Annotated in this window: 11 protein-coding genes; 10 read left to right on the forward strand and 1 reads right to left on the reverse strand. The window is 60.3% G+C overall.

The window, feature by feature from the left end:
- The first annotated feature begins 66 nt into the window (after positions 1-66).
- The 3 genes from ACA066_RS12675 (at position 67) to ACA066_RS12685 (ending at position 2,701) form a co-directional block, all read left to right on the forward strand.
- On the forward strand, positions 67-924 hold the full coding sequence (locus ACA066_RS12675) for a DUF2855 family protein (protein ID WP_497699488.1): 858 nt from the start codon (positions 67-69) through the stop codon (positions 922-924).
- Between the two features lie 114 nt (positions 925-1,038).
- Complete coding sequence (locus ACA066_RS12680) at positions 1,039-1,386, forward strand: metalloregulator ArsR/SmtB family transcription factor (protein ID WP_497699489.1); 348 nt, start codon at positions 1,039-1,041, stop codon at positions 1,384-1,386.
- A gap of 31 nt (positions 1,387-1,417) precedes the next feature.
- Positions 1,418-2,701, forward strand: coding sequence for an arsenic transporter (locus tag ACA066_RS12685; RefSeq protein WP_497699490.1), 1,284 nt, complete (start codon positions 1,418-1,420; stop codon positions 2,699-2,701).
- Between the two features lie 113 nt (positions 2,702-2,814).
- On the opposite strand, the gene ACA066_RS12690 is transcribed toward ACA066_RS12685, so the two are convergent.
- On the reverse strand, positions 2,815-3,765 hold the full coding sequence (locus tag ACA066_RS12690; protein WP_497699491.1) for a DUF1853 family protein: 951 nt from the start codon (positions 3,763-3,765) through the stop codon (positions 2,815-2,817).
- A 123-nt stretch (positions 3,766-3,888) separates the two neighbouring features.
- Between ACA066_RS12690 and ACA066_RS12695 the strand changes: the two genes are divergently transcribed.
- From ACA066_RS12695 to ACA066_RS12725, 7 genes are all read left to right on the forward strand, one after another.
- Positions 3,889-4,779 carry an NAD(+) kinase gene (locus ACA066_RS12695; protein WP_007906781.1) on the forward strand — a complete coding sequence of 297 codons (891 nt, stop codon included), beginning with the start codon at positions 3,889-3,891 and terminating at the stop codon, positions 4,777-4,779.
- Complete coding sequence (locus ACA066_RS12700; protein WP_497699864.1) at positions 4,776-5,750, forward strand: metallophosphoesterase; 975 nt, start codon at positions 4,776-4,778, stop codon at positions 5,748-5,750. The genes ACA066_RS12695 and ACA066_RS12700 overlap by 4 nt, the downstream gene beginning before the upstream one ends.
- Positions 5,747-6,628, forward strand: a complete 882-nt coding sequence (locus ACA066_RS12705; protein ID WP_497699492.1) for a rhomboid family intramembrane serine protease — start codon at positions 5,747-5,749, stop codon at positions 6,626-6,628. Before ACA066_RS12700 ends, ACA066_RS12705 begins: the two co-directional genes overlap by 4 nt.
- 22 nt (positions 6,629-6,650) lie before the next feature.
- Positions 6,651-6,911 (forward strand): YeaC family protein, encoded by a 261-nt coding sequence (locus tag ACA066_RS12710; RefSeq protein WP_017338278.1) that lies wholly within the window; start codon positions 6,651-6,653, stop codon positions 6,909-6,911.
- Positions 6,908-7,738, forward strand: coding sequence for a DUF2797 domain-containing protein (locus ACA066_RS12715; RefSeq protein ID WP_497699493.1), 831 nt, complete (start codon positions 6,908-6,910; stop codon positions 7,736-7,738). The genes ACA066_RS12710 and ACA066_RS12715 overlap by 4 nt, the downstream gene beginning before the upstream one ends.
- Before the next feature lie 10 nt (positions 7,739-7,748).
- Positions 7,749-10,406 (forward strand): aminopeptidase N, encoded by a 2,658-nt coding sequence (gene pepN / locus ACA066_RS12720; protein WP_497699494.1) that lies wholly within the window; start codon positions 7,749-7,751, stop codon positions 10,404-10,406.
- A gap of 731 nt (positions 10,407-11,137) precedes the next feature.
- Positions 11,138-12,211 (forward strand): WD40/YVTN/BNR-like repeat-containing protein, encoded by a 1,074-nt coding sequence (locus tag ACA066_RS12725; protein ID WP_497699495.1) that lies wholly within the window; start codon positions 11,138-11,140, stop codon positions 12,209-12,211.
- Positions 12,212-12,227: the final 16 nt, after the last annotated feature.

A 12,227-nucleotide genomic window follows, 5' to 3' on the forward strand; every position in this document is an offset into this window, starting at 1 on the left:
TGTACCCCGACAGCAACTACGGGACTGGCTGAATGGGGCCATATACCGGTCTGGGGTTTTGCCGATGTGATTGCTTCAACGGTTGAGGGCGTAAGGGTAGGAGAGCGCTTCTACGGCTATTTTCCGATTGTCAGCCATCTTTGGATGCGTCCGGAGCGTGTTACCGAGCGTGGTTTCTATGATGCAGCGGAACATCGGCAGGCGCTGACGTCGGCCTACAACCAATACACCCGTTGCAGTTGGGATTCGTACTACAGCCCCGAAACGGAAAACCTGCAGATTTTGCTCAAGCCGTTGTTTCTGACTTCATCGATGCTGGCGGACTTCCTTCAGGACAAGCAGTTCTTCGGCGCGACCCGGTTGGTGTTTTCCAGCGCATCGAGCAAAACCGCCTACGGCACGGCGGTCTGTCTGGACAATCATCCTGAACTGGAACGAATAGCGCTGGCCTCCGCTGGCAACAAGGCGTTTGTCGAGAAGCTCGGTTGTTATGAGCGAACGGTGTCCTACGCAGAGCTGGCGAGCCTGACCAATGACCGTCCAACGCTCTATGTGGATTTTTCCGGCGACCTGGATTTACGTGACCGGGTGCACCAGCATTTTGCCGGGCAGTTGGTTTACAACTGTTTCGCCGGGTCTGCGCAGAGCACCGAAGAGGCACGGTTGACGGCCATCGAGGGGCCGCAGCCGGTGTTCTCTTTTGCACCGATCCAGATTCGCAAGCGCAATGCCGACTGGGGGGCGGAAGGGGTCAGTCAACATATTGGTGAGGGCTTGCAGCGTTTTTATCGGCAAGTGACCGCCGTGGAAAATCCGTTGCTGGAAGTGGTTGAGAGTGAGGGCTATGAAGCGGCGCAAAATGTCGTTTCCCGGTTGTTTCATGGGCAGGTCGCACCGGTGGAGGGGCATGTGATTCGGTTGTGAGTGGGTGTTGGCCCAGGATCCCTCGCCACAAGTAGAAGCCCGGAAACTTTTCTTTACTGCATATTCGAAATTCCATATATTTCACGCCTCGTTTGTCTGGAGGCGTGTTCCCTCATGTCCGATTCCCGTGGTCCCGTCGATATTTTCAAGGCCCTGGCCGATGACACGCGAAGTCGCATCGCTATGCTGATCGCCCGCGAAGGCGAGTTGTGTGTGTGTGAGTTGACTGCCGGGCTGGACCTCAGCCAACCCAAGATCTCTCGTCATCTGGCGCAATTGCGCAGCAACGGGCTGCTGGCGGATCGACGTCAGGGGCAATGGGTGTTTTATCGTCTGCATCCGCAACTATCGCCGTGGGTCATCACGCTGTTGCAGGGGGCGCTGGCCGCCAACGTTGAATGGCTCGCCGCCGATGTCGCACGTTTGCAGGCGATGGCTGACCGGCCGGTTCGCTGCTGCTGATTTTTTCTCCACTTTTTGAAGGCTGCTCCGGATGCTTGTAGCGTCGCTGATTTTCCTGCTGACCATTACCCTGGTGATCTGGCAACCCAAAGGTCTGGGCGTCGGCTGGAGTGCGGTACTCGGCGCAGTGCTGGCGTTGATCTTCGGCGTGGTGCACCTGACTGACATTCCGTTGGTGTGGCAGATCATCTGGAACGCCACCGGCACCTTTGTCGCGCTGATCATTATCAGCCTGTTGCTGGACGAGGCAGGGTTCTTTGCCTGGGCGGCGTTGCATGTCGCGCGCTGGGGCCATGGCAGTGGGCGCAAGCTGTTTGCCTACATGGTGCTGCTCGGCGCGCTGGTTTCGGCGCTGTTCGCCAATGACGGCGCGGCGCTGATCCTCACGCCCATTGTGATTTCCATGCTGCTGGCGTTGCGTTTTTCGCCGGCGGCGACCCTGGCGTTCGTGATGGGCGCCGGGTTCATCGCCGACACCGCAAGCCTGCCACTGGTGGTGTCGAACCTGGTAAACATCGTTTCCGCCGACTTCTTCCACATCAGCTTCAATCGCTACGCGGCGGTGATGATCCCGGTCAATCTGGTCAGCGTCGCGGCGACGCTGGCGGTGCTGATGTGGTTCTTCCGGCGCGACATTCCCAAGGATTACGATCCGGAGCAACTGGCGCAGCCGGCCAGCGCCATCCACGACAAAGCGACATTTTTCGCGGGTTGGGCGGTCTTGGTGATCCTGTTGCTCGGCTGTTTTGCGCTGGAGCCGCTGGGCATTCCCATCAGTGCCATTTCGGCGGTGTGCGCGGCGTTGCTGCTGGCCATTGCAGCCCGCGGCCACAAGATTTCCACGCGCAAGGTGATGAAAGAGGCGCCATGGCAGATCGTGATTTTCTCGCTGGGCATGTATCTGGTGGTCTACGGACTGCGCAACGCCGGGCTCACCGGGTATCTGGCGGGTTGGCTGGACGGTTTTGCCGGTTATGGCGTCTGGGGCGCAGCGATGGGCACCGGTGTGCTGACTGCGTTGCTGTCGTCGATGATGAACAATCTGCCGACGGTGCTGGTTGGTTTGCTGTCGATTGATGCCAGCCAGGCAACAGGTGTGGTGAAGGAGGCGATGATCTACGCCAACGTCATCGGCAGTGACCTTGGGCCGAAAATTACGCCGATCGGCAGCCTGGCGACGTTGTTGTGGCTGCATGTGCTGGAGCGCAAGAGTATCCGGATCGGATGGGGGTATTACTTCAAGGTCGGGATTGTTTTGACGGTGCCGGTGTTGCTGGTGACGTTGGCGGCGTTGGCTGTGCGGTTGTCCGTTTAGACCGGGTTGGCCCCATCGCGAGCAGGCTCGCTCCCACACTGGATCTCCTTATGACCAAGATCCCTGTGGGAGCGAGCCTGCTCGCGATGGGGCCGGTACAGACGCTACAAGCCTCAACCATTGCCCGGCACATTCGGCCAAAGATCCGCCACCAGAAACAACCGCTCTGCCTCTTCCCAATCCCCATCGACATTCTCGATCAACCGCACCAGCAACTGCGCCGGCGCCAGCGGTTCGAGATCGCTGAGCCACGCCTCCAGCTGTTCCGCGTTCCAGGTCTGCTCCACCGGATAATGCGCCGGCGCCAGCCAGGCATGGCGGGGCAGGGGTTGCCAGCGCCCGAACGGACGCTGTGCGACAAAATCCTTCCAGTCCTTTTGATGCAGCCAGCTTCCGCGTAAATGTTGCGGATGTGCGCCGTCCGGTGATTGGGACTGCCCCGGCCACGGATACAACAAATACCCGCCCAGCCACAAATGCGCACTGAACTGTTGAATATCCAGCGCCGCCAGCACTTCACGGCTCTCCGGCCGGGCGGAAATCGGCAATTGATGCTGACTCAAGTGCGCCAGTTTACGGTCCAGCCGATCGTGGCAGCCCGGGCCTAACCAGTGCGCCGTGTCATGTCCGTCGCCCTCTTGCGGGCCGAGGTAAAGCTTGATTGCCAGTTCGAGGTGATGCACGCCGTCGCGATCACGCAGCAGCATGTCCAGCTCGCCCAGCGTGTGGCCCTCGCGGCGGATCGGCATATTGGCGGCAATCAGATCGATGCCTGGCGCATGCCGCACGGCGTATTGCCACAGCCGTTCATAGTACAGACCCAGACGCCGGGTCCGGGCCTGGGCCAGCCAGTGCAGCAGGTCATAACTGTCGCGATCCAGTTGCCGCAGCCAGAGTTCCAGCCGTTCCGGTGCCTGCACCCAGTCGCTGCCGGCCAGCGGATGGCGTTGCGGCCACGGCGTGACCTCCAGCATCGGCGGCGCGAGGATGACCCACGCCAGGTCACGCACCTCCGGGTGGCGCAACTGGTGGGGTAACTGCAGCAAATCGGGAAATAGGATCATCTTGCGAGCATAGCCCTAAACATGAGTACACCCTTGTGGCTGAAAGGATTTTGTCTATCCCGCGCTTTCGCCCATAATCGTGTTTTTCGCCGTCGCAGGCCCCCGCGTCCCAATAGGAGCCCCATGGAGCAATTTCGTAATATCGGCATCATCGGTCGCCTGGGCAGTTCGCAGGTGCTGGATACCGTCCGCCGACTGAAACGGTTTCTGCTCGATCGTCACCTGCACGTGATCCTTGAAGACACCATCGCCGAAGTGCTGCCGGGTCATGGCCTGCAAACCTCGTCGCGCAAGATGCTCGGTGAAGTGTGTGACATGGTGATTGTGGTCGGTGGTGACGGTAGCCTGCTCGGCGCTGCGCGCGCACTGGCCCGGCACAATATTCCGGTACTCGGCATCAACCGGGGCAGCCTGGGTTTCCTCACCGATATCCGCCCGGACGAGCTCGAAGTCAAAGTCGCCGAAGTGCTCGACGGCCACTACCTGGTGGAAAACCGCTTCCTGCTGCAGGCCGAAGTCCGGCGCCACGCCGAGGCCATTGGCCAGGGCGATGCACTGAACGACGTGGTGCTGCACCCCGGCAAATCGACGCGGATGATCGAGTTCGAGCTGTACATCGACGGCCAGTTCGTCTGCAGCCAGAAGGCCGACGGCCTGATCGTCGCCACTCCGACCGGTTCGACCGCTTACGCGCTGTCGGCGGGTGGCCCGATCATGCACCCCAAGCTTGACGCTATTGTGATTGTGCCGATGTACCCCCATACCTTGTCAGGTAGACCGATTGTGGTCGATGGCAACAGTGAGCTGAAAATCGTCGTGTCCAAGGATATGCAGATCTACCCGCAAGTCTCCTGTGACGGGCAGAACCACTTCACCTGCGCGCCGGGTGACACCATTACCATCAGCAAGAAAGCGCAGAAGCTGCGGCTGATTCACCCGCTCGATCACAACTACTACGAAGTCTGCCGGACCAAGCTCGGCTGGGGCAGCAAGTTGGGGGGTGGAGGCGACTGATGCTCGATCCCGCGCGAAGTTACGACCTGATCGGTGACGTGCACGGATGCGCTCTGACCCTTGAGCACTTGCTCGACCGGCTCGGTTATCACAAACAAGGTGGCGTTTGGCGGCACCCGTCGCGCATGGCGGTGTTCGTCGGTGACATCATCGACCGTGGCCCGCGGATTCGCGAGGCGCTGCACATCGTCCACGACATGGTCGAGGCTGGCCAGGCGCTGTGCATCATGGGCAACCACGAATTCAACGCACTCGGCTGGAGCACACCGGCGCCTCCGGGCAGCGGCAAGCAGTTCGTCCGTGAACACACCCCGCGTCATGCGCGCCTGCTGGGTGAAACCCTGACCCAGTTTGAAGATCACCCCGGCGACTGGCATGACTTCCAGCAATGGTTCTACGAATTGCCCCTGTTTCTGGATGCCGGGCGTTTCCGCGTGGTGCATGCCTGCTGGGATTCGGGCCTGATCGAGCCGTTGCGTGCGCTGTTTTCCGATGGCTGCGTCGATGAACATTTCCTCCAGGCTTCGGCCGTTCCGGGCAGTTTTGCCTGCACCGTGTTCGACCGCTTGCTGCGCGGCACCGACATGCGTTTGCCCCACGGATTGACCATGACCAGCGGCGATGGCCTGACGCGCTCGTTCTTCCGCACCAAGTTCTGGGAAGACGACCCGCAAACCTACGGAGACATCGTGTTCCAACCGGACGCCTTGCCGGAGCCCGTGGCCCGGACGCCGTTGTCCTCCACCGAAAAAGACACCTTGCTGCGCTATGGCATTGACGAGCCCCTGTTGTTCGTCGGCCACTACTGGCGCAGCGGTAAACCGGCGCCAATCCGCCCGAACCTGGCCTGCCTGGATTACAGCGCGGTGCTCTACGGCAAACTGGTTGCCTATCGCCTGGATCAGGAAACCCGGCTCGATCCGCACAAGTTTGTCTGGGTCGATGTCGAACGGCCCGAGGCCCTGCGATGAGCGCCGTTGCCGTATTGCGCCTGCCGCTGGCGGTGGATCTGAGCGGGTTCGTCAAGTTGCTGGAACGCATGCAGGTGCCGCATCGGGTCAGCGAAGAACAGGGCGAGCAGGTGCTGTGGGTGCCCGCCAGTATCAGTGAAGACGTGCGTGTACTTTACGAGCGTTTCCCGGCGGGTGATCCCGATCAGCAACTGGACATTCCGGTGGCGAAAACCAGTAAGCGCCCCGGTTTCGTCGAGCAATTGCGCCACGCCAAAGCAACTGCACTGGTGCTGTTGCTGAGCCTGATCGTCGGCGCGGTGACGCTGCTGGGCGAAAACCTCGACACGATGCGCTGGTTCACCTTCCTCGATTTCCGGGTGATCGGCGAGTACATCCATTTCACGCCACTGGCCGACAGCCTGGCGGCGGGGCAGTGGTGGCGTCTGGTGACGCCGATGCTGATCCACTTCGGTTTCCTGCACCTGGCCATGAACGGCATGTGGTACTGGGAGCTGGGGCGGCGCATCGAGTCGCGCCAGGGCGGCATCAACCTGATCGGCCTGACCTTGCTGTTCGCTCTGGTGTCGAATTACGCCCAGTTCGTTTTCAGCGGCCCGACCTTGTTTGGCGGGTTGTCTGGCGTGCTGTACGGCCTGCTCGGGCATTGCTGGATTTTCCAGATTCTGTCGCCGAACCGGGCTTATCGCCTGCCGCGCGGCGTACTGGTGATGATGCTGATATGGCTGCTGCTGTGCCTGTCCGGGCTGGTCTCTTTGATCGGCTTCGGTGAAATTGCCAACGCCGCCCACGTCGGCGGGTTGCTCGTCGGATGCCTGACCGGTTTGTTGGGCGGTTTGTACAACCGCCGTAAACTGGCCGTCCAAAATCGTATGTGAATTCAAGAGCGCGGAGACCTTGATGTCCTCTTTTAACGAAATGATCAAAAACATCACCCCGGATATCTACCAGAGCCTGAAACTGGCGGTGGAAATCGGCAAATGGTCGGACGGTGGCAAACTCACCGCCGAGCAACGCGAACTGTCGCTGCAAGCGATGATCGCCTGGGAAATCCAGAACCTGCCGGAAGAAGAGCGCACTGGTTACATGGGCCCGCAGGAGTGCAGCTCCAAGTCGATCACCGTACCGAATATCCTGTTCAAGTCGGATGCCATCCATTGATCGAGATTGGCCGCGGTGCAATCAGTAAAATGTCGGCTCGCCTGGACGGGTCAGACGTGCAGTACGCGTTTCGTCTGGGCGAGGTCGAGGTGCCGGTCAATCCGTTGATCGGCAGCACGGTTCGCCTGGAATACCTGGGGGCGATCTTCTGCTCCCATTGCGGGCGCAAGACCAAAACCAGTTTCAGCCAGGGTTACTGCTACCCGTGCATGACCAAACTGGCGCAGTGCGACATCTGCATCATGAGCCCGGAGCGTTGCCACTACGACGCTGGCACCTGCCGTGAACCGGAGTGGGGCGAGAAGTTCTGCATGACCGATCACATTGTGTATCTGTCGAACTCGTCCGGGGTCAAAGTCGGGATTACCCGCGCCACCCAGCTGCCGACCCGCTGGATCGATCAGGGCGCCCGTCAGGCGTTGCCGATCATGCGTGTTTCGACCCGTCAGCAATCGGGCTTCGTCGAAGACCTGTTCCGCAGTCAGGTGGCGGACAAGACCAACTGGCGTGCTTTACTCAAGGGCGAGGCGGTTTCGGTGGACCTGGCCGAGGTTCGCGATCAGCTGTTTGATAGCTGCGCCGAAGGTTTGCAAGGTTTACAGGAACGATTCGGCCTACAGGCAATCCAGACTATTGCCGATGTGGAACCGCTCGAAATCCGCTATCCGGTCGAGCAATACCCGGCCAAGATCGTCAGCTTCAACCTGGACAAAAACCCGATTGCCGAAGGCACGCTGCTTGGGATCAAGGGCCAGTACCTGATTTTCGACACCGGCGTGATCAATATTCGTAAATACACGGCTTATCAGCTCGCCGTGCATCAGTAAGGACTCCAGCATGCGCACCGAACAACCGAAGATGATCTATTTGAAAGACTATCAGGCGCCCGAGTACCTGATCGACGAAACGCACCTGACCTTCGAGTTGTTCGAGGACCACAGCCTGGTCCATGCGCAACTGGTGATGCGCCGTAACCCTGAACGGGGCCCGGGGCTGCCGCCGCTGGTGCTCGATGGTCAGCAGCTCGAGTTGTTGTCGGTAACCTTGGCCGACCGCGAATTGAGCGAGGCTGATTATCAACTGACCGAAAATCACCTGACCCTGCAGCCGACCAGCACCACGTTCACCGTCGACACCAGCGTCAAGATCCACCCGGAAACCAACACCGCGCTGGAAGGCCTGTACAAGTCCGGCACGATGTTCTGCACCCAGTGCGAAGCCGAAGGCTTCCGCAAGATCACCTATTACCTCGACCGCCCGGACGTGATGAGCAAGTTCACCACCACGGTGGTTGCCGAGCAGCACAGCTATCCGGTGCTGCTGTCCAACGGCAACCCGATTGCCAGCGGTCCGGGCGAAGACGGCCGTCATTGGGCGACGTGGGAAGACCCGTTCATGAAACCGGCGTACCTGTTTGCGCTGGTGGCCGGTGACTTGTGGTGCGTCGAAGACACCTTCACCACCATGACCGAGCGCTCCGTGGCGCTGCGCATTTATGTCGAACCGGAAAACATCGACAAGTGCCAGCACGCCATGAACAGCCTGAAGAAGTCCATGCGCTGGGACGAAGAAGTCTACGGTCGCGAGTATGACCTGGACATCTTCATGATTGTTGCGGTCAACGACTTCAACATGGGCGCCATGGAGAACAAGGGCCTCAACATCTTCAACTCCAGCGCCGTGCTGGCCCGCGCCGAAACCGCGACCGACGCCGCGCATCAGCGCGTGGAAGCGATCGTGGCCCACGAGTACTTCCACAACTGGTCGGGCAACCGCGTGACCTGCCGCGACTGGTTCCAGTTGTCGCTCAAGGAAGGCTTCACCGTGTTCCGTGATTCGGGTTTCTCCGCCGACATGAACTCGGCAACCGTGAAACGCATTCAGGACGTGGCTTACCTGCGCACCCACCAGTTCGCCGAAGACGCCGGTCCCATGGCTCACGCCGTTCGCCCGGACAGCTTCATCGAGATCTCCAACTTCTACACACTGACCGTGTACGAAAAGGGCTCGGAAGTGGTCGGCATGATCCACACCTTGCTCGGCGCCGAAGGGTTCCGCAAAGGCAGCGACCTGTACTTCGAGCGCCATGACGGCCAGGCCGTGACCTGCGACGACTTCATCAAGGCTATGGAAGATGCCAACGGTGTTGACCTGACCCAGTTCAAACGCTGGTACAGCCAGGCCGGTACGCCGCGCTTGGCAGTGAGCGAGTCCTACGACGCCGCCGCGAAAACCTACAGCCTGACCTTCCGCCAGAGCTGCCCGGCCACCCCGGACAAGGTTGAAAAACTGCCGTTCGTGATTCCTGTCGAGTTGGGCCTGCTGGACTCCCAAGGCGCGGCTATTGCGTTGCGTCTTTCCGGCGAAGCCAGCGCTCAGGGTACTTCGCGGGTTATATCGGTGACCGAAGCCGAGCAGACCTTCACGTTTGTCGACATTGCTGAACAGCCTTTGCCTTCGTTGCTGCGCGGCTTCTCGGCGCCGGTGAAACTGAGCTTCCCGTACAACCGTGATCAGCTGATGTTCCTGATGCAGCACGACAGTGACGGCTTCAATCGCTGGGATGCCGGTCAGCAACTGTCGGTTCAAGTGCTGCAGGAACTGATCGCTCAGCAGCAGAACGGCGAGACACTGGTAATGGATCAGCGTCTGGTTTCTGCGTTGCGCACCGTGCTGTCGGACGAAACGCTGGATCAGGCGATGGTTGCCGAAATGCTGTCGTTGCCGGGTGAGGCGTATCTGACCGAGATCAGCGAAGTGGCTGACGTCGATGCCATCCACATCGCGCGCGAGTTTGCCCGCAAGCAATTGGCGGACGGCTTGTTCGAGGCGTTGTGGCTGCGTTACCAGGCTAACCGCGATCTGTCGAAACAAACCCCGTACGTGGCCGAGGCCGAGCACTTTGCTCGTCGCGCATTGCAGAACATTGCGCTGTCTTATCTGATGTTGAGCGGTAAGCCTGAAGTCCTGGCGGCGACACTCGAGCAGTTCGAGACCAGCGACAATATGACCGAGCGCCTCACAGCGTTGGCCGTACTGGTCAACTCGTCGTTCGAAGAAGACAAGGCGCGGGCGCTGGCGAGTTTTGCCGACCACTTCAAGGACAACCCGTTGGTCATGGACCAGTGGTTCAGTGTTCAGGCCGGTAGCACGTTGCCGGGTGGGCTGGAGCGGGTCAAGGCGTTGATGCAGCATCCGGCGTTCAACCTCAAGAACCCCAACAAGGTGCGGGCACTGGTCGGTGCGTTTGCGGGGCAGAACCTGATCAACTTCCATGCGGCGGATGGGTCGGGGTATCGCTTCCTCGCGGATCTGGTGATCGAACTGAACGGCTTCAACCCGCAGATCGCTTCGCGTCAATTGGCGCCGCTGACGCGCTGGCGCAAGTATGACGACGCTCGTCAGGCGTTGATGAAAGGGGAGCTGGAGCGGATTCGTGCTTCGGGTCAGCTGTCCAGCGATGTGTTTGAAGTGGTCAGCAAAAGCCTGGCTTGAGTCTGGTTCGTTCCCACAGGGTTCACCCTGGACCCTGTAGGAGCGAGGCTTGCCCGCGAAGGCGGCCTGATAGCCGACCTGTTCTGCTCCGGCTGAATCACCGGCGGAGTAGCCCGATGCAATGCCGGACAACCATCCCCTGTGGGAGCTAGCCTGCTAGCGATGGACGTTAACGATAACGCGTGCGGTCTGAATGAACGCGGTGTCTGGACGTCCATCGCTAGCAGGCTAGCTCCCACAGGGGAACGCGAACGCTTCAAATGACAGGCCGGCCGGTAGGCCGCCTCGCGGTGCTGTGTCGGTAGTCGCCCCCTCGAGAGGCTTCGTTCCGGGCCCACGGAGCAGGACGGAGCGAGCCACCGAACGAAAGGGGCAAAAGCGCTTGGTTACTTGGCGCTTCTCCAAGTGACCCGCTGTAAGAGCGGAACCGCCAGCCGCGTTACCGCAGAAACGGATATGTACACCAACCAACCAACCAACCAACCAACCAACCCAAATCACCCCACCTGATACCCCACCATTCATAAAACCCCCATCCCCTCCAGGTTAACAAAACATAACGTGGCGTCGATTGTCAGACCTTTCCAAACACCGATAGGATAAGCCAGCTTCCGAAGGGGCTCTGGATTGCGGGTTTCAGGACTATGCTCCTAACCATTCAATCCCGATGAGCACCCCTAACGGCGCCCTGAAAGGTTGAACGACCTGACAATAATAATGGGGGAAGGTCTATGAGTGAGCCTGTCATGGGTGTGGGTACCTGCCGCCCGCCGGCACTGCGCAAATTCGCGTTGCTGGCTACAGCGCTCTCGCTGTTGGGCTGTGCCGTGTTGTCGGCACCTGTGCTGGCCGCCGCGGCGCCGGCAACCGACGTTGTTTATTCCGTTGAATCCGCGAAGGCCAGCAAAAGCCTGATGCTTGACGTCGTGCACGCCGGCAAGCGCCTGGTGGCGGTCGGCGATCGCGGGCACATCCTGTATTCCGATGACCAAGGCGCAACCTGGACCCAGGCCAAGGTGCCGACCCGGCAACTGCTGACCTCGGTCTATTTTGTCGACGACAAGCACGGCTGGGCCGTCGGCCATGACGCACAGATCCTCGCCAGCGAGGACGGCGGCGTCACATGGACCAAGCAATTTGAAGATCTGAAGCGCGAATCGCCGCTGCTCGACGTCTGGTTCCAGGACGCCAACAGCGGCTTTGCCGTGGGCGCTTACGGCGCGCTGCTGGCCACCACCGACGGCGGCAAACACTGGGAAGACGCCAGCGATCGCCTGGACAACGAAGACCAGTACCACCTCAACGGCATCGCCGCGGTCAAGGATGCCGGGCTGTTCATCGTCGGCGAGCAGGGCAGCATGTTCCGCTCCGCCGACTGGGGCCAGACCTGGGAAAAGCTTGAAGGCCCATACGAAGGTTCGCTGTTCGGCGTGATCGGCACCGCTCAAGCCAACACACTGCTGGCCTACGGTCTGCGCGGCAACCTGTTTCGCTCCACCGATTTCGGCAGCACCTGGGAACCGGTCGAGCTGAAAGCGGCCCGCGGTGCACTGGAGTTTGGTCTGTCCGGCGCAACGTTGCTCGATGACGGCTCCATCGTGATCGTCGGCAACGGTGGCAGCGTTATCCGCAGCGACGACAACGGCGAAACCTTCAGCGTGTTCAACCGCCCGGACCGCATTTCCGTCGCGGCGGTGACTGCAGCAGGCAACGGCAATCTGGTCCTGGCAGGACAGGGCGGCGTTCGCGTTACTTCGCCAACCGGCGCCGGCGCAGAGAATGGAAAAAACGGGTCGTCCAAATGAGCCGGGCAAATAATAA

It is taken from the genome of Pseudomonas sp. LBUM1651, assembly GCF_059716135.1.

Bases quoted from the DNA above. Each gene is read 5' to 3' on its own strand.
- ACA066_RS12680 (WP_497699489.1), top strand. From the start codon at position 1,039: ATGTCCGATTCCCGTGGTCCCGTCGATATTTTCAAGGCCCTGGCCGAT.
- ACA066_RS12685 (WP_497699490.1), top strand. From the start codon at position 1,418: ATGCTTGTAGCGTCGCTGATTTTCCTGCTGACCATTACCCTGGTGATC.
- ACA066_RS12690 (WP_497699491.1), bottom strand. From the start codon at position 3,765: ATGATCCTATTTCCCGATTTGCTGCAGTTACCCCACCAGTTGCGCCAC.
- ACA066_RS12695 (WP_007906781.1), top strand. From the start codon at position 3,889: ATGGAGCAATTTCGTAATATCGGCATCATCGGTCGCCTGGGCAGTTCG.
- ACA066_RS12705 (WP_497699492.1), top strand. From the start codon at position 5,747: ATGAGCGCCGTTGCCGTATTGCGCCTGCCGCTGGCGGTGGATCTGAGC.
- ACA066_RS12710 (WP_017338278.1), top strand. From the start codon at position 6,651: ATGTCCTCTTTTAACGAAATGATCAAAAACATCACCCCGGATATCTAC.
- pepN (WP_497699494.1), top strand. From the start codon at position 7,749: ATGCGCACCGAACAACCGAAGATGATCTATTTGAAAGACTATCAGGCG.
- ACA066_RS12725 (WP_497699495.1), top strand. From the start codon at position 11,138: ATGAGTGAGCCTGTCATGGGTGTGGGTACCTGCCGCCCGCCGGCACTG.